15 protein-coding genes are annotated in these 17,870 nt (G+C 67.2%); 5 read left to right on the forward strand and 10 right to left on the reverse strand.

Features of this window, described 5'->3' with window-relative positions:
• Positions 1-4,115: beta strand repeat-containing protein (locus AC07O0_RS17665; RefSeq protein WP_494625001.1), on the reverse strand; the 4,115-nt coding region annotated here is incomplete at its 3' end.
• Positions 4,116-4,847: 732 nt separating this feature from the next.
• Positions 4,848-6,467, reverse strand: coding sequence for a GMC family oxidoreductase (locus AC07O0_RS17670; protein ID WP_494625002.1), 1,620 nt, complete (start codon positions 6,465-6,467; stop codon positions 4,848-4,850).
• A gap of 597 nt (positions 6,468-7,064) precedes the next feature.
• On the opposite strand from AC07O0_RS17670, the gene AC07O0_RS17675 reads away from it, so the two are divergent.
• The 4 genes from AC07O0_RS17675 to AC07O0_RS17690 all read left to right on the forward strand — a co-directional run bounded on the left by AC07O0_RS17675 (position 7,065) and on the right by AC07O0_RS17690 (position 9,862).
• Complete coding sequence (locus AC07O0_RS17675) at positions 7,065-7,382, forward strand: hypothetical protein (RefSeq protein ID WP_494625003.1); 318 nt, start codon at positions 7,065-7,067, stop codon at positions 7,380-7,382.
• Positions 7,383-7,533: 151 nt separating this feature from the next.
• The gene (locus AC07O0_RS17680; RefSeq protein ID WP_494625004.1) at positions 7,534-8,589 is read left to right on the forward strand and encodes a hypothetical protein; all 1,056 of its coding nucleotides are present in this window, start codon (positions 7,534-7,536) and stop codon (positions 8,587-8,589) included.
• 11 nt (positions 8,590-8,600) lie between these two features.
• Positions 8,601-9,293: a C39 family peptidase gene (locus AC07O0_RS17685; RefSeq protein ID WP_494625005.1), complete on the forward strand. Its 693-nt coding sequence runs from the start codon at positions 8,601-8,603 to the stop codon at positions 9,291-9,293.
• A gap of 8 nt (positions 9,294-9,301) precedes the next feature.
• Positions 9,302-9,862 carry a hypothetical protein gene (locus tag AC07O0_RS17690; protein WP_494625006.1) on the forward strand — a complete coding sequence of 187 codons (561 nt, stop codon included), beginning with the start codon at positions 9,302-9,304 and terminating at the stop codon, positions 9,860-9,862.
• Positions 9,863-9,906: 44 nt separating this feature from the next.
• Here AC07O0_RS17690 and AC07O0_RS17695 read toward each other — a convergent pair whose 3' ends face one another.
• The 7 genes from AC07O0_RS17695 to AC07O0_RS17725 form a co-directional block, all read right to left on the reverse strand.
• Positions 9,907-10,977, reverse strand: a complete 1,071-nt coding sequence (locus AC07O0_RS17695) for an NAD/NADP octopine/nopaline dehydrogenase family protein (protein ID WP_494625007.1) — start codon at positions 10,975-10,977, stop codon at positions 9,907-9,909.
• Positions 10,978-11,104: 127 nt separating this feature from the next.
• Positions 11,105-11,836 (reverse strand): amino acid ABC transporter ATP-binding protein, encoded by a 732-nt coding sequence (locus AC07O0_RS17700; protein ID WP_494625443.1) that lies wholly within the window; start codon positions 11,834-11,836, stop codon positions 11,105-11,107.
• Between the two features lie 57 nt (positions 11,837-11,893).
• Positions 11,894-12,727 (reverse strand): transporter substrate-binding domain-containing protein, encoded by an 834-nt coding sequence (locus tag AC07O0_RS17705; RefSeq protein WP_494625444.1) that lies wholly within the window; start codon positions 12,725-12,727, stop codon positions 11,894-11,896.
• A 66-nt stretch (positions 12,728-12,793) separates the two neighbouring features.
• Entirely contained in the window at positions 12,794-13,435 is a 642-nt protein-coding gene (locus tag AC07O0_RS17710; protein WP_494625008.1) for an amino acid ABC transporter permease, read from the reverse strand.
• 8 nt (positions 13,436-13,443) lie between these two features.
• Complete coding sequence (locus AC07O0_RS17715; protein ID WP_494625009.1) at positions 13,444-14,112, reverse strand: amino acid ABC transporter permease; 669 nt, start codon at positions 14,110-14,112, stop codon at positions 13,444-13,446.
• A 112-nt stretch (positions 14,113-14,224) separates the two neighbouring features.
• Positions 14,225-15,310 carry a Gfo/Idh/MocA family protein gene (locus tag AC07O0_RS17720; RefSeq protein ID WP_494625010.1) on the reverse strand — a complete coding sequence of 362 codons (1,086 nt, stop codon included), beginning with the start codon at positions 15,308-15,310 and terminating at the stop codon, positions 14,225-14,227.
• Positions 15,311-15,327: 17 nt separating this feature from the next.
• Positions 15,328-16,155, reverse strand: coding sequence for a sugar phosphate isomerase/epimerase family protein (locus AC07O0_RS17725; RefSeq protein ID WP_494625011.1), 828 nt, complete (start codon positions 16,153-16,155; stop codon positions 15,328-15,330).
• A gap of 228 nt (positions 16,156-16,383) precedes the next feature.
• On the opposite strand from AC07O0_RS17725, the gene AC07O0_RS17730 reads away from it, so the two are divergent.
• Complete coding sequence (locus tag AC07O0_RS17730) at positions 16,384-17,049, forward strand: TetR/AcrR family transcriptional regulator (RefSeq protein ID WP_494625012.1); 666 nt, start codon at positions 16,384-16,386, stop codon at positions 17,047-17,049.
• On the opposite strand, the gene AC07O0_RS17735 is transcribed toward AC07O0_RS17730, so the two are convergent.
• Positions 17,046-17,870: a sugar phosphate isomerase/epimerase family protein gene (locus tag AC07O0_RS17735; RefSeq protein ID WP_494625013.1), complete on the reverse strand. Its 825-nt coding sequence runs from the start codon at positions 17,868-17,870 to the stop codon at positions 17,046-17,048. The genes AC07O0_RS17730 and AC07O0_RS17735 overlap by 4 nt on opposite strands.

Genomic DNA, 17,870 nt, shown 5'->3' on the forward strand with positions numbered 1-17,870 from the left:
AGCGTGTAGCGCGGCTGCGGCAGCGGAGCAGCCATCGCGACCGCACCCTTGCGCCCCGGAAGATCGGCGCTGAACGAAGCTGCGACCTGCCCCGGAGCCGGCGTGAGCAGCGGCCCGCGCAGACGAGAGAGGATGCTCTCGCGCACCAGCCGGCTCTCGTCGATCATCACGCTGACCGCCTGGGCATGGGCCTCGCCCGAGAGCAGGTCGAAGCCAGCCCGCGCCTCGGCCGCCGTCGCGGAGATCAGCGCGTCATAGACCGGGTTGCCGACGCCGAGCGCCTCGGCGGCGTTGGCGATGAAGCCCTGGTTGCGGGTCTGGGCGATGTAGTTGCTGGATGTGCTGCCACCGCCCGACGTGCCGCCGCCACCGCCATCCGGCCCGAAGCCGGTGTCGTTACGCGTCATGGTCAGCGTGACGTTGTTCGCGTCATAGCCGAGCGAGGGCGTCAGGAAGGCGAGGTTCGAGGTCACCGTGCTGAACCGGCCCGTCACCCCGCCCGTGGCGGTCAGGATGGTGTAGTTGGTCGCCGCCGCGTAGTTGCCGCTCGCGGCCAGCACCTGCACCGTGCCACCGGCAAGCGTCGCCGAGCCCGATGCCACGACCTTGTCGCCCTGGCCGGCGGCATTGACCTCGACCTGATAGGTCGAGCCCGCGGCGAACGAGACATTGCCGGAGACGGTGAGCGTGCCGATCGAGTTGCCGGGCGCGACCGTCGCGCCACTGCCGACGCTCACCGCCCCGACCGTGCCGGAGCCGCCGAGCGTGCCGCCGTCGAGCGTGACATTGCTCGTGATCGAGCCGTTCACCACCAGCTTGCCGGACGTCACCTTGGTCGCACCGGTATAGGTGCTGGTGCCGGTCAGCGTCAGCGTGCCGCTGCCGCGCTTGGTGAGCGTGCCCGTGCCGTCGATCGCCATGGCCAGCGTCGCCGTATCGGTGAAGTCGGCGATGATCGCACCGTCGTTGAAGATCGCGCCGGCGGCGAGCGTGACCGAGCCCGCCTTGCCGCCGGTGCCGATATTGAGCGTGCCGAGCGACCCGATGCCGAGATCGCCAGCGGTGACGACGAGCGCGCCGCCATCGGCGACCGTCACCGAAGCAGCATCGGTCGAGCCGGAGCCGCCGATCCCCAGGCCGCCGCCACCGACCTTCCATTGCGAGCCCGTGCCGGTCACCAGCACCGAGGCCGTGGCACCGAAGCCGCCGACGGCGGCACCGGCGCCGCCATCCAAGACCGCGCCGCCCGAGACCGTAACCGAAGCCGGAGCAAAAGCTCCCATGACCAAGAGGTTGCCGGTCGTCACCAGCGTGCCGGCGCCGTCGATGCGGACGGTCGAAACCACGAAGAAGGTGGCGGGGCCGTTGTCGAGCCGGCTGCCCTCGCTGACCACCAGCGTGCCGCCGACGACCTCGATATTGCTGCCGGCCGTCAGCGAGGCTCCCTGGTCGAGGACGAGCGTGCCGGCGTCGACCTGAACGCCGCCGCCGAAGCTCAGCGAACCGCCGCGGATGATGAAGGAGCCGGTGCTGCAGCTGCAGATGCTGAGATCGCCGCCGAGCGTGCCGGTGCCTGTGATGATCTGCGTGCCGGACCCGTCGAAGCCGAGCGAGCCATCGCCGAGGAAGGTGCCGGAGAAGGTGACGGTCTGGTTGGTGGTCCCGGTGACCAGCATCTCGTCGACGCCGATCCGGACGAAGCCGGCCCCCGACAGCGAGCCGATCGTCGCAGTGGTACCGAAGCCACCGGCCACTTCGAGCACGGCGCCTGATGCGACCGTGTAATCGGAATTCGCCGAGAAGCCGCCGGAGCTGCCGGCGATCAGGCGGCCGCCGAGAACCTGCGTCGCACCGGAATAATCGTTGTTGCCGGTCAGGACCGTGGTGCCGGCGAGCTGGCGCACCGAGCCGGCGCCGGTGATCGCAGCAGCGAAGCCATAGCCGACATCGGTGTGGTTGAAGACGACCTTGCTCGCGCTCGTATTCAGGGAGACGGTGTCGACGACGAGAGTGCCGGCCGCCGCAGCAGCGCTGCCCTCGGCCGCGCCGATATTGATCGTACCGCCGGCACTGCCGCCGACGAGACCGGCCTGCAGGGTCGAATTGGCGCCGGTGAGCTCGAATTTGCCGCCATCCGCGAGTGTCAGCGAGCCGGCATTGGAATGACCGATATAGACCTGCGTGCCATTGCCGACCCATTGCGAGCCCGAGCCAGTGATCGTCACCGAGCTGTCGCCGCCGCCACCGACGATGCCGACCGTGCCCGCGCCGCCGCCGGTCGTCACCGAACCGCCGTTCTCGATGCGCAGCGTACCCGAGCCGTGCTCGCCGACCCGCATCTGGCCGAAGGTCTCCCAGCTCGAGCCGGCGCCGGTGACGATCACGGTCGCGCCATTGCTGATATAGGCCTGCCCGCCGGCAGCGTTGCTGCCGAGCTTGCCGCCGCCCTCGATCCGCAGCGTGCCCTCGTTGACCCAGGTCCGGCCGTTATAGCCGGCCGAACTGTCGCCGGTCAGCACCAGCGTACCGGCGCCCTGCTTGATGAAGCTGGCGCTGCCGGTGGTCGTGATCGAACCGGTCAGCGTCAGCGTCGTGCCGCCATCGGTCTCGATCCGGCCGCCGCCATTGGTGAAGGCGATATCGCGGTTGCTGGAGAAGGTCGCGGTCGTGCGCAGCACCGCATCGGCGCCGGTCCCAGCCCCGCCAACGATGGTCGCGTTCGACAGGGTGATCGCGCCGCCGCCGCCGAGATTGGCGTCGGACGAGATCGAAACCGTGCCCTGGGAAATCTCTGTGCCGCCCGTGTAGAAGCTTGTGCCGGTCAGCGTCAGCGTCCCGCTGCCGGTCTTGACCAGGCCACCCGTACCGATGATGACGCCGCCCATGGTGAAATTCTGGCCGGGGGTCACCTCGATCGTGGCGTTGGCGAGGAGCACTACCCCCCGCGTCGTCGTGAAGCTCCCGGTCACCTGCAAGGTGCTGGCGCCGCCAAAGGTCAGCCCGCCTGACGCATGGCCGAGATTGGCGTCGGAGGAGACAGAGAGCGTGCCCTGATTGAAGGTCGTGCCGCCGGTGTAGGTATTGGCGCCCGTCAGCGTCAGCGTGCCGGCGCCATCCTTGGTCACGCTGCCGCCGCCGCTGATGACGTTGCCGACCGTGACCGCAGTCGGCTGATTGAAGCTCAGCGAGCCGCTGTCGACGACGATGCCGCCGGAGAGGCCGCTGCTGGCGTTGAGGAAGGTGAGCGTATTGTTGCCGCCCGTGAAGTGGATCGCCGCGGCCTGGGTCGCGCCGTTGCCCGACATACCCCCTTCGATCGTGCCCGACGTGGTGATGGTCAGGTTCGAGCCGACGATGCCTTCGCCGCCCGCACCGGCCGAGGCTCCGCCGCTTGAGGGCCCGCTCGCGCCTGCTGCCCCGCCATCGCCACCCCGGACCGTGCCGGTGATCGTCAGCGTCGCGCTGCCGCTCGTGAAGAGAAGCCCTGTGCCGCCGGAGCCACCGGAGCCGCCGGAGCCGAAATCCATGCTGCCACCGGAGCCGGCACCAGCATTGCCGCCGTCGCCACCGCGGCCGCCGGCGACGACGCCTGACAGGCTCCCGGAGGCGCCGGCTCCCGTGACGACGGCGCCATAGCCGCCTGCACCGCCACCGCCACCGCCGACATTCGGCGCGCCGGCATTATAGACGCCGTCGCCGCCATTGCCGCCGTCGCTACCGGCCGCACTGCCAGCCGGAAGACCCGCACCGACTTCGCCGTGAGCGCCGCCGGCGCCGCCGCTGCCGGAGGTGCCGAAAATAGTGGAGACCCCAGCACCGCCGGCCCCTCCCGTTCCGGCGCCGGCACCGCCACCGCCACCGCCGCTGGCGCCAATGCCGGTGTCGCTGCCGGCCGCGCCGGGATCACCGGGGGTACTCGGGTTGTCGGCGCCACCAGCTCCGCCCGCTGCTGGGCTTAGCCCGCTGTCCCACGCACTGCCGCCGGCACCGCCATTGGCCAGCACCGGGCCGGCGAGCACCATGGCGAGCAGGACGAGCGCTGTGCCGGCGCGCAGGCGCGCAGCAAGCCGTACGCAGCACGGCTCCTCAGCTTCGGCAAAGCGCGCGAATCTCACGAAATCCCCCCAACCAAACCGCAATCTACCGCGCAGCACCCCGGCAAGCCATGAACCACCGTTCACATCCGTTGTCGACGGCGCTGTGTTGCAGACTTGCCGCAGCGCAAGGGTCCATCGCCTTCGGACGCAATCGCCGAATGTCACGGACGCTGAAGCCGCAGCGATCCCCTCATGGTTTTGTTCGCCCCCTCAAAGAACACAGCCATACTGCCTCAACGTCAAGTTGCAACAATTTCACACGGCTTTTCACGCAGAAAAGCGTTCCGTCATGATGCTCATCCCCGGTGAACTACGGCCCCGCCGTCCCAAGGGCAGGCGCCGACGGCAAGTCTGGCTCAGCAGTGTGCGGGGATAACTCCGCAATCAATCCCCGCTCCCGAAACCTGTCGTATTCTTCCCCCGTCCCGCCCGACCAAGGGGGCTGTCGCGAGGCATCGTGCGGCTGGGCGGGAGAGCGGTGTCCGCTTTGAACAGCCGTCGCGGGCTGGAATGGCGGAGGGGCTTCGTCGTCCGGGTGCGCCCGGTCCTGCCCGACCTGAAAGCACGGCGAGGCACCAGAAGAGAACCGCGCGCGGGGTTCGGCAGCGGCGAGCATCAGCCGCTTCGACATCTCGACATCGACATCGACACAGCGGCGGAACGCTGCCGCAGCCGGACCCCGCGCCCCTCTTGGGCTTGCGCTCGCCTTTCAAACCCTCGCGGCGGAAGCCGGCGAGGCTATTGGCTTAGCTAGCGCGCATCCTCGCGCACCATCTGCGCGCCCTTCTCGCCGATCATCATGCTGGGCGCGGCGGTGTTGCCGGAGGTGATCGCCGGCATTACCGAGGCGTCGATCACCCGCAGGCCCGCGATGCCCCGGACGCGCAGCCGCTCGTCGAGCACGGCCATGGCGTCGTCGTCGCGCCCCATCTTCACCGTCCCGACCGGATGGAAGATCGTGGTGGCGATCCGGCCGGCGGCCTCGGCCAGCGCCTCGTCGCTGTCATGGCCCGGCCCGGGCAGATATTCCTGCGGCTTGAAGCGGGCGAGCGGCGGCTGCGCCACGATGTGGCGGGCGAGCTTCAGGGCATCGACCGCGACCTGCCGGTCTTCATCCGTCGAGAGATAGTTCGGCGCGATGGCGGGAGCGGCGGCGGGATCGGCCGATTTGAGATGGACGCTGCCGCGGCTCGATGGGCGCAGATTGCAGACGCTCGCCGTGAAGGCACCGAACGGGTGCAGGCCGTCGCCCCATTTGTCGAGCGACAGCGGCTGGAAGTGGAATTCGAGATTGGCGCTGGCGTAATGCGGTGCCGATCTGGCGAAGGCGCCCATCTGCGAAGGCGCCATGGTCAGGGGGCCGGTGCGACGCGCCGCATATTCCAGCGCCATCAGCGGCCGGCGCCAGAGCTTGGCATAGTCGGTATTGAGCGTCTTCACGCCCTCGACCTTGTAGATCGGTCGCAGTTGCAGGTGATCCTGCAGGTTCTCGCCGACGCCAGGAGCGTGCCGCACCGTCTCGATGCCGAGCCCGCGCAGGCGCTCACCGTCGCCGATGCCGGAACGCTCGAGGATGGCGGGCGAGCCGACGGCGCCGGCGCTGAGCAGCACCTCGCCCGAGACCTTCGCCAGGCAGCGCTCACCGGCCCGCGACAGGATCACGCCCGTCGCCCGCCCCTCCTCCACGACGATGCGCTCGACCATGCAGCCGAGCTCGACGCGCAGGTTGTCGCGGTCGAGCGCCGGCTCCAGGAAGGCGCGCGCCGCGCTGAAACGCCGGCCGCGCTTCTGGGTGACCTGGAAATAGGAGGAGCCCTCATTGTCGCCGGTATTGAAGTCGTCGATCTTGCGGATGCCGGCCGCCTCGGCCGCATCGCGGACGGCGTCGAGAATGTCCCAGCGCACGCGCGGATGCTCGACGCGCATTTCGCCGCCGGAACGATGGAAACGGCCATCCGGGGCGATATGGTCCTCGTGCTTGAGGAAGAGCGGCAGGACATCGTCCCAGCCCCAGCCGGTCAGGCCCTGCTGGCGCCAGCCATCATAGTCGGCGGCCTGGCCGCGCATGTAGATCATCGCGTTGATCGCCGAGCAGCCGCCGACGACCTTGCCGCGCGGATAAGCGAGCGCGCGACCGCCGAGCCCGGCCTCGACCTCGGTCTGGAACAGCCAGTCGGCCCGTGGATTGCCGATGGCGTAGAGATAGCCGACCGGGATGTGGAACCAGATCCAGTCGTCCTTGCCGCCGGCCTCGACGATCAGGACTTTGTGGCGCGGATCGGCGGAGAGCCGGTTGGCCAGCACGCAACCGGCCGAGCCGGCGCCGATGACGACATAATCGAAGGTGCCGATGCTGATCTCGTCGGCCATGAACGCCTGCCCTCCTGTCCCGCAACGATCAGGGATAGGGCGCGCGCGGGGCTGCGGCAACGTGCGATCGGTGCGCAAAACAGCCTCTGCCGGTGCAGCTTTGCCAGGGCGGCAATCGGTACAGAGCCAAAGGGCGGCAGCACAGATCTTCGCTCCACCGAAGAATTACTTGTGAATAACTTCCTCGAGCAGGCGTTTCCGCACGTCGTATCATGCTTCCGGTCACGCCCTCAAACCGTTGCTCAGGAAGGAGGGCAGGCAAGCACAGCGACGTCGCGAGCCTGCGCCGGGAGCGGGTCAAGACCAAATCGGCAGGGCCGGACCAGCGCGCCGCAACCTCGGAACTGCCGGCAGGACAAGGCGCCTCACCGGATGTTCTCGCCGATCGGCCGCAGGCAGCACTTTTCCTCTTTAAAGTTTCGCAGCGATATTTGACCTGAGCTAAATATTTAGAGCTATAGCCCGATTTTGCCATCCTCACCCTGATTTTAAACTTTCATTTTCGGAATTAATGTTTGACGCCGCAACGTCATCGGTGTAATCCGCTCCTGTATGGTGGACTAGGCTTGCCTCACGGGGACACGCAGGGGGTTTTCGATGAAGAAGTTGTTGCTCGCTTCTGCGGCAGCGCTCGCGCTCAGCGCCGCGCCGGCCGCCGCTGACACGACGAAGATTTTTGGCAATGCCAGCGCCAAGGTGCTGACGCCGGAAGCCAACAAGAAGGTCGTCGGCAAGGGCTATTATGCCGACTTGTACGGCTATTACGGCTACGTCTACGCGTATTACGCTTACTACTACGGCTATTACGGCTATTATTACAAGAACGCTGGCTACTATTACGATGGCCACGTCTACGCCTACTACGCCTATCAGTACCTCTACTCCGCTTACGTCTATCAGTATTACAATTCCTGATCGATCGCCGGCGCCCCGGAATTTCGTGTAAGCTCAGGCCGAACCTGACCTTCCGGCCTGCCGGTGAAGAAGGAAGACGTTGTTGCGTTGTCTGACATTCGCGAAGGCGTTCGGCGCCCTTCGTCTCACAGGTCTGACGCTGACGGCCACCATGGCCGTCAGCGTTTCTGCCTCGGCGCAATCACGCGAGGAATTGCTCGAACGCCGGATCCAGCAGCTCGAAGCGCGTCTGAAGGCGCTCGAGGGTGAGGTCAGCAAGCGTCCACGCGACAGCCGGGCAGCCGGCAAGGGCCAGGGCTTCGATCCGGCGGGGCGGCAGCAGGCCGCCGCGAGCGCGCCTGGTTCCGGCGGCCCTCCCGGCGCCTCGGGCCCAAGCACCCAGCAGACGAGCACCGCGCCGCAGGAAGCCTTCATCGCGCGCGACAATATTCCGACCCTGCAGAGCAACAAGTTCGAGGTGTCGCAGAGCTTCGACTATGGCCGCGGCACGAGCTTCATCCAGAACGACCGCAGCTTCCGCGCGACCACGACCTTCCGCTACGGTATCGCCAATGACGTCGAGCTGGCGCTGTCGATCCCCTATTTCTCGTCGCAGCGTCGCACCAACGCCTTCGCCGACACGATCGTCCGCAACGTCTCCGGCCTCGGCGACATCGCGGTCCAGGCGTCCGGCAATCTCTGGAAGGAAGGCGACTGGTATCCAGGCGCGGCACTCACCGTCGGCCTTTCCATGCCGACCGGCGACCATCCCTATGATCTCGGCAATCTCCAGGCCGGCGTCGCCCCGAGCGATCCGCTCTCCCTGAACCAGGCGAGCGGACACTGGGTGCCGCGCGCCGCGATCCAGTTCTTCAAATCGACCGATCCGCTGATCCTGTTCTTCGGCGTCGGCGTCGACTATGCGATTCCGCGCAGCTTCGGCGACATCAAGGTCGAGCCGGGCTTCCGCTATACCTATAATATGGGCTTCGGCTTCGCCTTGTCCGAGCGCTCCACGCTCGGTGTCTCCGTCAACGGTGCGATCTCCGAGCGACTCAAGGTCGGCGGCGTACCGATCGCCAACTCGGTCACGGAAATGCTGTCGGCGCGCTTCACCCTGATCCAGCGCGTCGGCCAGGATTTCTGGCTCGAACCGTCGATCACGGTTGGCCTGACCGACGACGCGCCCGACGCGGCCGTCTCGCTCTCGCTGCGCAAGCGCTTCTGACGGAGGTCACGATGCGCCTGCTCGGCCGCCGCGACATTCTGGGCAAGGGCATCGCGCTGGTCGGCCTTTCGCTCGCAGCCGCAGTGCCGGGACGGGCGCAGGAGCCAGCCCAGGAAAGCTCGGTCAGGCGGCCGAAATCCTACTCGGCGCGCAAGTTCGACGGCGTCGTCGGCCAGACGGCCGACTTCACCTGCGGTGCGGCCTCGGTCGCGACCATCCTGACCTATTACTGGAACCGCCCGACCGGCGAGACCGAGGTGCTGGGCATCATCCGCTCGCGCTATAGCGACGAGCAGTGGAAGAACCGGGAAGGCAACGGCGTCTCCTTCGACGATCTGGTCTTCGCGGCGAAGAAGCTCGGTTTCGAAGCGACGGGTGCCGAGATCCCGATCGAGGATCTGCCGAAGCTCGCAGCACCGGTGATCCTGCATCTCGACAAGGGCAAGTTCCAGCATTTCAGCGTGCTCCGCAAAGCGGCCGCCGATGTCTTCTACATGGCCGACTCGATCGTCGGCCAGATCGTGCTGACACAGAGCGATCTGCGCTCGCAATACACCGGCAAGGCCATGGCGATCGCAAAGCGCAAAGCCGATCTGGTGACGGGCTCGGCTCTGGAAGCGGTTCGCGACGGCACCTCGGTTTCGCGTATCGTCGGCGATGTCATGCTGCGAGGCTTCGAGCGCCTGCCTCCGGCCCTGCGATGAGGTTTGCGATGCAATATCGATATGGTTCCGCCCTCGCCCTTGCCTGGCTGGCCCTTCTGGCGCCGGCTGCGGCCAATGAATGCGTGCGGGTCGCCCCCGGCTCCTACAGCGCAACGCGGAGCTTCTCAGGCCCGGACGGCTCGCATCAGACGAAGATCTTCGTCTCCGGCGGCAAGCGGCGTGAGGAAGGTCCCAGCCAGGCCGGTCCGGAGGTGAAGATCACCGCGAGCCCGACCAGCGGCACGGCGGTGTTCAATCCGGAAACCCAGGTCGGCATCCGCCTGCCGCCGCCGCCGAGCGCCCGGCGCAAGGACATCAAGGCCTCCACGCAGGATCGCGGCGACGGAACGGTGGTGGTGATCATCACAGCTGACGTCAACGGCCAGCAACAGCAGATCTCGCAGGTGACCTGCCGCAAGGACGGTGTGCTCGTCGAGGCGCGTCACACCATTCCGGACGAGCAGGGCAACTCGAAGGGCACGCTGGTGATCCGCGACAGCAATGTCGTGGTCGGCCCGCAGCCGGCCTCGCTCTTCGCGGTGCCGGGCGGGATCAAGTTCGTCCGCTGATCCAGGGCCGGCTCGCGGGAAAACTCACGGGGCGCCTGCCGGGTCTAGAAGCCAAGGCGGGCCCGCTCCCGCAGCTCTTCGCTCGTCATCCGCTCGAAGCCGAGCGCGGGTAGAAGATCGTTGTCAGCGGCGAAGTCCCGGCCATAGGCCGCCGACAGCATGGTCAGCCCGGCCTTGTGCAAGGCCGCGGGCCGTCCGGCGAGCCGGCCGAGCAGGACCGTCGGCAGCAGGCCGAAAGGCGCGTCCTCGAGCACATAGCGGCTGGCCAGCGTCGCCGGGCCGAGGGTGGCGGTGCCGCGCGCATGCAGCGCCGCGTTCATCTCGGCGATGCTGGCGACCGGCAGCTGATAGGAAAAGGCGTAGTGCTCCCGGATCGTCCGCACGCTGACGCCGAAGGCCTCGGCGATCGCGAGGCGCTCGGCGTCGAGCGCCTCCATCACCCGCCCGACCGCGGGCGTGATGTTCTCGGCCTGCTTCCAGCTCTCGCCGCGCTCCATGCGGGTGAGATTGAACAGCGTGATGGCGAGATGGTTCTGCGGGTTGAGGTTGCTGAGCGCGATGGCGAGGAGGCCGTCGCGCCTGACGAAGCGATCACCGAAAAGGGCCGTGCAGAGCGCGTGCCCCTCCTCGAGCGCCGCTTGCGGCACGGTCGCGATGTCGATCTTGGAGCGAAGCGTGTTGACCATGACCTGCGTCGACGAGGTCCGGCGGCCGGTGGTGACGGTCGTGCCCCAGGCGATGATCGGCGCGCGCACGCCGCGCTCGGCCAGGAGCCGCGACAGATAGAGCGCGCCGAAGGAGGCGTGCGAGCTGATGATCACCGGCTGGCCTTCGCGCAGATGCGCGGCCGTCGCCTCCAGCGCCATCTTGTGCGCGTTGCCGGGCATCAAGAGCATGACGACATCGCTGGCCGTTACAGCCTCCTGCACATCGCGCGCGATGCGCGGGCGGATGCTCGCCTCGACGGCGCCGATCGCCTGCAGGGGAGCGCCAGCCGCCAGTTCAGCCGTGCTGCCGCCGGACGGAGACCACAGCATCGGATCGTGACCGCCGAGCGAAAGCTGGACCGCCGCGCCATAGGCGGTGGCGCCGGCGCCGAGAAGACTTACACGCATGAGCCAAATGCCTTTGCTGAATCGAACGGCGATGGATCACGCGTACAATCATGATCTGACGCGAATCCTAAACGCTCGATCGATTCCAGCCGAGTGGAAATCGGCGCGCGGCGCGGCCCGGCGGCAATCAGTGCCGCGGCAGGATCTCGCCCAGGAACTTCCTGGTGCGTTCGTGCCGGGGCGCGGCGAAGAATTCCGCAGGCGGCGCCTCCTCGACGATCTGGCCGCCCGCCATGAAGATCACGCGGTCCGCCACCTGACGGGCGAAGCCCATCTCGTGCGTGACGCAAATCATCGTCATGCCCTCCTCGGCCAGCGCGATCATGGTGTCGAGCACCTCCTTGACCATCTCCGGGTCGAGCGCCGAGGTGGGCTCGTCGAACAGCATGACTTTCGGCTCCATGCACAGCGCCCGGGTGATCGCGACGCGCTGCTGCTGACCGCCCGAGAGCTGGGTCGGGTATTTCTGCGCCTGCTCCAGGATCTTGACGCGGTCGAGCAGTCGCCTCGCCGTCGCCTCGGCCTCTGCGCGGACGATGCCGCGCGAGCGCATCGGCGCCAGGATGCAGTTCTCCAGCACGGTCAGGTGCGGGAACAGGTTGAAGTGCTGGAACACCATGCCGACCTCGCGCCGGGCGGCGTCGGTGCTGCGGCGGTCTTCGCCCAACCGGACACCGTCGACGACGATCTCGCCGCGCTGATAGCCTTCGAGGCGATTGATGCAGCGGATCAGCGTCGATTTGCCGGAACCGGAGGGCCCGCACAGGACGATCTTCTCGCCGGTGCGGACGCTCAGGTCGATATCGGCCAGGACCTGGAAGGACCCGAACCATTTGCCGACGCCTCGCATCGCGATCATCGGCGGAGACGAGGCGGCAATGTCGGTCATGGTCGGGCTCCAGGCCTGGCGTGACGTTCAGCTGGCGACGAAGGAGATGTCGGGAACGCTGTCGGGGAAGCTCGGCAGCGGGTTGCTCATCCATTTGGGATAGATGCGCGCGAGCTCGCCATTCGCCTTGATCTTGTCGATGAAGCCGTTGACGAAGGCGTTGATCTCCTTCTCGCCGAGCCGGGTGCAGGCGCCGTTGTAGAGCTTGGTGAATTCGAGCTTGTTCTCGTAGAAGCCGGGCTTCGCCTCGCTCAGGCGCGGAATGTAGAAGATGTTGCCGCCGACGGCCTGGACCTGGCCGGAGAGCAGCGCCTGGATCGCCGGTGCGTCGCCGTCATAGCGCCGGATCGTCGTGCCGGGAGGGGCGGTGCGCGTGATGTCGGTGTCCTGGACGCTGCCGCGCGCGACCCCGATCGTGTACTTGCCCATGTCGGCATGGGTCTTGATCTCGGTCGTCTTGGGCGCGACCAGCGTGATGATGTTGGCCGCATAGGGCTTGCTGAACTGCACGACCTTGGCGCGCTCCGGCAGCATCGCCATGGTGGCGAAGAGCAGATCGACCCGGCCGGAGGTCAGGGCCGGAATGCGGTTGGCGACGGTGAGCTGGACGTATTCGATCGCGACGCCCAGCTCCTTGGCGAAGAGCTCGGACATGTCGGAATCGAGCCCCTCCTGCTTGCCGGCCGAGTTCACGAAGCCCCAGGGCGGATTGTCGCCCTGAATGCCGATGATGACCTTGCCGCGGCTCTTGATCTCCGCCGGCGTGACGGCCAGAGCCGGCCTCGTCATGATCATCGGCGCGGCCAGTGCAGCCGCTCCCGCGGCCAAAATCTGGCGGCGGTCAAGTCCGGTCTTGTCGATGCGTGTCATGGTCTCCTCCGTGGTGGCTTGCCTGTTCTCGAGGCGCTTCTTGGGGTGCCGCCGGTCTCAATGCGCAGCCGCGGCGAGCTTGCGCTCCAGCCGCGCCCCGTAGAGCGAGAGCGGCCAGCAGATCGCGAAATAGAGGGCGCCCACGACCGCGAAGACGAGCAGGGGCTTGAAGATCTGGTTGGAGATGATGGTTCCGGCCCGGGCCAGCTCGGTGAAGCCAATGATCGCGGCGAGCGAGGTGCCCTTGATGAGCTGGACCAGGAAGCCGATGGTCGCCGGCAGCGAGATGCGGATCGCCTGCGGCAGGATCACGTCGCGCATCCGCGAGACATAGCCGAGGCTCAGCGCCCTGGCGGCCTCGGTCTGGCCCTTCGGCACTGCCTCGATCGAGCCGCGCCAGATCTCGCCGAGAAAGGCGCTGGCATGCAGGGTGAAGCCGATCGCGACCGCGACCCAGGCATCGAGCTTCAGCCCGGCGAGGGCGAGCCCGTAATAGACCACGAAGAGCTGCATCAGCAGCGGTGTGCCCTGGAAAAGCGCGATATAGCCGGCGGTGCAGCGCTCCAGGATCGAGATGCCGGAGGTCCGCGCCAGGGCGACGCCGAGACCGGAGACCGAGCCCAGGACAAAGCCGATCGCCGAGAGCGCGATGGTCCATTTCAGGCCGTTGAGAAGGAACAGGAATTCGGGTCCGTTCATGGCCGGCCTCACTTCACCGGGTAGCTGAAGTAACGGGCGTTGACCCGAGCGAACATCTGCATCATCCCCCACGACATCAGCAGGTAGAGCGCAGTGACCGCGCCGTAGATCTCGAAGCTGCGGAAGGTATTGTTCTCGATGACCTGCGCGACCGAGGTCAGCTCATAGGCCGAGATCGCCGAAGCGATGCTGGTCGTCAGGGTCAGCAGCACGAACTGGCTGGTCAGCGACGGGAAGATCGCGCGCAGGGCCGGCTTCAGCACGATCAGCCGGAAGACCTGGGCCTTGTGCAGGCCAAGCGCCAGGCCGGCCTCGATCTGGCCCTTGCCGATCGACTGGACCCCGCCCCGGATGATCTCGATCGCATAGGCGCCGCCGTTGACGCCGAGCGCGATGATGGCCGTCGGGGTCGGATCGAGGCGCAGGCCAGCGAGCGGCAAGGCGAAGTAGATGAAGTAGATCTGCACCAGGAAGGGCGTGTTGCGGATCAGCTCGACGAAGCCGATGACGAGCCAGCGCAGGCTGCGATGGCGGGAATCGCGCAAGGCGACGCCGCCAATGCCGATGACGAGCGCCAACGCCATGCCAGCCAGCGCCAGGGCCAGCGTGCCGAGGCAGCTCCACAGGAGGTCGGGCAGGCCTTCGACGACAGGGCCGAAGTCGAATTTGTAGTTCACGGCGTCATCTCCCCTCCCCGGACCTCTTCACGGGCCCAATTGGCGTTTTCGTCGTGTCGTCTCGGGCGGCCGCTCGCTCCCCTCCGTCAGGCCCGGCCATGTCTCTTCATGCTCAGGACGCCTTGAGCCGACCTTGCGAGGTGCCGAGCATGGCGTCGTAGCGATCGCGAAGATCGACACGGCGGCCCGTCGCAGCCGCCTCCGTCACCGCGAGCGTGGCAATCAGGGTCCGGGCGCCGTCTTCCACGGTCTGCAGCGACGGCGTCACGCCGCGGATCACGTCGCGGAAATGGTCGAGCTGGGCGTGATAGGGATCGATCGTCGTCGCGTGCAGGCGCTGCGCCTGGATCGGCTGATTCCAGTCCTGCGCGCCGTTGGCTTGCGACCAATGCACCAGGTTCGGGAATTCGAGCGCGCCGCGGCTGCCCATGAAGCGGTAGCTGCTTTCCCCGCTGAACGGGAACTCGACGGATTCGCCGACACCCTGCTCGGTGGTCCAGGGCGAGACGGCGCTGTCGCTGGCGAAGAAGGAGCCGAGCGCTCCGCTCTCGAACTCGATCAGCGCAGCCGCCGCATCCTCCACCGGGAAGCTGCGCTGACGATTGGAGGCGACGGCCCCGACTGCGACGATCTCGCCGGCGACGAAGCGCAGGAAGTCGATCTCGTGGATCAGGTTGATCAGGATCGGCCCGCCCCCGGCCTGCGTCCGCCAGGGTGCGGCCGCGAAGTAGCTGTCCGGCTTGTAGGTCGCCCAGATCGCGGACACGCCGACGAGAGCGCCGATCCGGCGCTCGCCCAGCAGAGCACGCAGCGTCCTGACCTGCTGATGATGGCGCCGGTGATGGCCGACCAGCGACTTGATCCCGGCCCGGTCGACCTCGGCGATCAGTGCCGCAGCCGCCTCGAGCGTATCGGTCACCGGCTTCTCGATCAGGATATGGATGCCGCGCCGCGCGCATTCGATGCCGTTCTCGGCATGAAGCTGATTGGGCGAGGCGATGATCACCGCGTCCGGCCGGGCCTGGTCGAGAAGCTGCCGGTAGTCGGCGAAAACGCGCGCATCGGGATATTCCGCGGCGACCGCTTGAGCATTCACGTCGGCAATGCCGGCCAAAGTGAAGTCCGGATGCGCGGCGATCGTCCGCAGATGCTTGCGCCCGATCAGGCCGGCGCCGATGAGCCCGATTGAAATCGTCATGCCGTTCCGATCCTTCATTAATGGGCAGAGCGAACGCGCCCGGTCGACCGGCCGCAACGGTCGAGCAGACGTTGCGTCGCGGCATAGGCCGTTGCGATCCGCGCCTTGGCATCGCCGTCTCGGGACGGCATCTCGACGCTCAGGGTCGTGTCGGCCGGCAAAGCCGCGAGCAATTCGGGCAACGGCAAGGTGCCCTCTCCAGGCGGCAGGCGCCCTTCGCGGGCCTCGGCAATGACCTCCTCGTCCAGCTTCGGCATGACGTCGCCGGCATCGCAGAGCTGTGCGGCACGCAGCATGCTCGCCGGCATGGCATGCAGATCCTGGGGCTGACCGCCCGAGCGGCTGAGATGGAGCGCGTCGACGAGGATGGCGCCATTGCTACAGCCGGCGCCGCGCACCACGGCCTCAGCCTGCCCCACCGTAGCGACCGCCCGCCAGCGCATGAATTCGAGGTCGACGCGCAGCCCATAGCGGCCGGCGAGCTCGCATAGCGCGGCGAAGTTGGCCGTCAGGCGGGCAGTGTCGGGATCGTCGCCGGAGACGGTCACCGATGCGGCTCCAAGATCGCTGCCGGCCTCGAACAGGGACTCATAGGACCCGATCGCGATTCCGGGAGTGATCTGGATGAACTCGATCTCGTTCAGGCGCATGCCTTCCGAGCGCAGCACATGGGCGAGTTCGCGGTGGCTCCAGGTGCCGACCCGCGTCGGATAGGCCGCGCCGCCGACGGTGGCGGGATGGACGCGCAGCCCGACGGAGCGGAAACCGCAGCGCGCCGCCTCGGTGATCAGCGCACGCGGCGCCAGCTCCAGCGCGGTGAGATGGGCGAGGCCGAGCGCGGTCACGGCAGCGCCCTCTCGCGCCCCGAGACACAAGCGGCAGTGCAGGAGAGGACATCAAGCGCCGAGGCCGGCCGACGGCATGCCAGGACCATGAACGCGTCTCCCCTTCGCTTAATTAACCCACGGGTTAGTTATCTTCTAATTATCCAACTGGATAATTACTGTCAACTGGCTTCCCATGCGCTAAGATCGAGGAGACAAGGACCGCCGGAACGAGGGGCGAGCTGCCTGATGACGGATGCCAACCAGCGTGAAGCAAAGTCCGAGCGCGCGCCCCCAAGGCGGCGCGACCGCGAGCGGACGAAACGCGAGATCCTGGAGATCGCCTTCGAGGAGTTCGCCGAGAACGGGTTGCTGGGCGCCAACACGGACGCGATCGCGGCTCGGGCCAAGATCACCAAGCGGCTGATCTTCTACTACTTCAACACGAAGGAAGAGCTGTTCACCGCTGTGCTCGAAATGGCCTATGGCAGAATGCGCACCGCCGAGGGCAACCTGCATCTCGACACGCTGGAGCCGGAAGCGGCGATCCGCCGGCTGGTGGAGTTCACCTTCGACTTCCACCAGGACAATCCGCAATATGTGCGGCTGGTGACAATCGAGAACATCCATCGCGGCCGCCATATGGATGGCAGCCAGAAGCTCAAGGACATGGTCCGGCCGGTCATCGACCAGATCGCGCGGGTGCTGGCCAAGGGTGAGCGCCTGGGGGCGATCCGTCCGGGCATCAAACCGCTCGAACTGCATATGACGCTGAACGCGCTCTGCATCTTCTCGGTGGCGAACCGGCACACATTCGAGCCGCAGTTCGACTGGGACATGACCTCGCCGGCAGCCAGAGCGCAGCGGCGCACGGAGATCGCCGAGGTGCTCTGGCGCTATGTGCGCAGCGGCTAGATCGCCGAGACCGCCGGGCTCGTGGCCGTCCAAGTGTCGAGCGTGGCCTTCGTATCGGCCAGCGGGTCGGCCGAGATCACCTCGACGATGGCGACGCCGCCGAACGCGATCTCTTCGAGCGCCTGCCTGACGCGGTCGAAGCGGACCGTGCCGAGGCCGGCCCGATCGTGCTTCCAGGACGCCCGGGTCGCATCGGAGAGATGGACCAGTCCCAGGCTGGCGCGCAGCCGCCTGATCGCCTCGCCCTGGTCCTCGCCGATGAACTCGGCATTGGCGACATCATAGGCGACGAGCAGGCGGGCATGGCCGAAGGCTTCGACGAAGGTCGCCATCGCCTCAGCCGAGGCGATCGCGGTCTGGGGGTGCGTCTCCAGCAGCAGGTCCTGCCCGATCTCGTCGGCGGTCTTCAACAGGGCCGCGATGCTGTCGCCGAGCCAGGCGAGGGTATCGTCGCGACGCGGCGGCAACAGGCCGGAGACGCGGCCGGGGACGACGACCACGCCGCGGCCGCCGAGATCGGCCGAAAGCCTGAGCGCCTCGATGTACTGGCCGACCGCATAGGTCCTTACCTCGGCAAGGCAGCTGCCGAGGTTGAAGTCGAGCGCGGGAAGATTGGTGGTCTCGACCCGCAACCCGTCTCGCGCCAGCTCCTGCCGCATCTGGCGGCGTGCCGCCGTGACGAGTTCATCCGGCCATAGATGGCCTGGCGCCAGGATGACGTCGAATTCCCTCAAGCCGAGCTCGCCGATGCGCCGCATCGTCGCCTGCGCCGGCTCGCTCCACATGAAGGAAAAGGTCGTCCCGCCCAGCCTGATGCCCAT

The sequence above is a fragment of the Allobosea sp. GW821-FHT10B12 genome, from assembly GCF_059415545.1.

Coding starts and splice junctions, on each gene's coding strand:
- AC07O0_RS17670 (WP_494625002.1), bottom strand. CDS start 6,467: ATGGCCGACGAGATCAGCATCGGCACCTTCGATTATGTCGTCATCGGC.
- AC07O0_RS17675 (WP_494625003.1), top strand. CDS start 7,065: ATGAAGAAGTTGTTGCTCGCTTCTGCGGCAGCGCTCGCGCTCAGCGCC.
- AC07O0_RS17680 (WP_494625004.1), top strand. CDS start 7,534: ATGGCCGTCAGCGTTTCTGCCTCGGCGCAATCACGCGAGGAATTGCTC.
- AC07O0_RS17685 (WP_494625005.1), top strand. CDS start 8,601: ATGCGCCTGCTCGGCCGCCGCGACATTCTGGGCAAGGGCATCGCGCTG.
- AC07O0_RS17690 (WP_494625006.1), top strand. CDS start 9,302: ATGCAATATCGATATGGTTCCGCCCTCGCCCTTGCCTGGCTGGCCCTT.
- AC07O0_RS17695 (WP_494625007.1), bottom strand. CDS start 10,977: ATGCGTGTAAGTCTTCTCGGCGCCGGCGCCACCGCCTATGGCGCGGCG.
- AC07O0_RS17700 (WP_494625443.1), bottom strand. CDS start 11,836: ATGATCGCGATGCGAGGCGTCGGCAAATGGTTCGGGTCCTTCCAGGTC.
- AC07O0_RS17710 (WP_494625008.1), bottom strand. CDS start 13,435: ATGAACGGACCCGAATTCCTGTTCCTTCTCAACGGCCTGAAATGGACC.
- AC07O0_RS17720 (WP_494625010.1), bottom strand. CDS start 15,310: ATGACGATTTCAATCGGGCTCATCGGCGCCGGCCTGATCGGGCGCAAG.
- AC07O0_RS17730 (WP_494625012.1), top strand. CDS start 16,384: ATGACGGATGCCAACCAGCGTGAAGCAAAGTCCGAGCGCGCGCCCCCA.
- AC07O0_RS17735 (WP_494625013.1), bottom strand. CDS start 17,870: ATGGGCATCAGGCTGGGCGGGACGACCTTTTCCTTCATGTGGAGCGAG.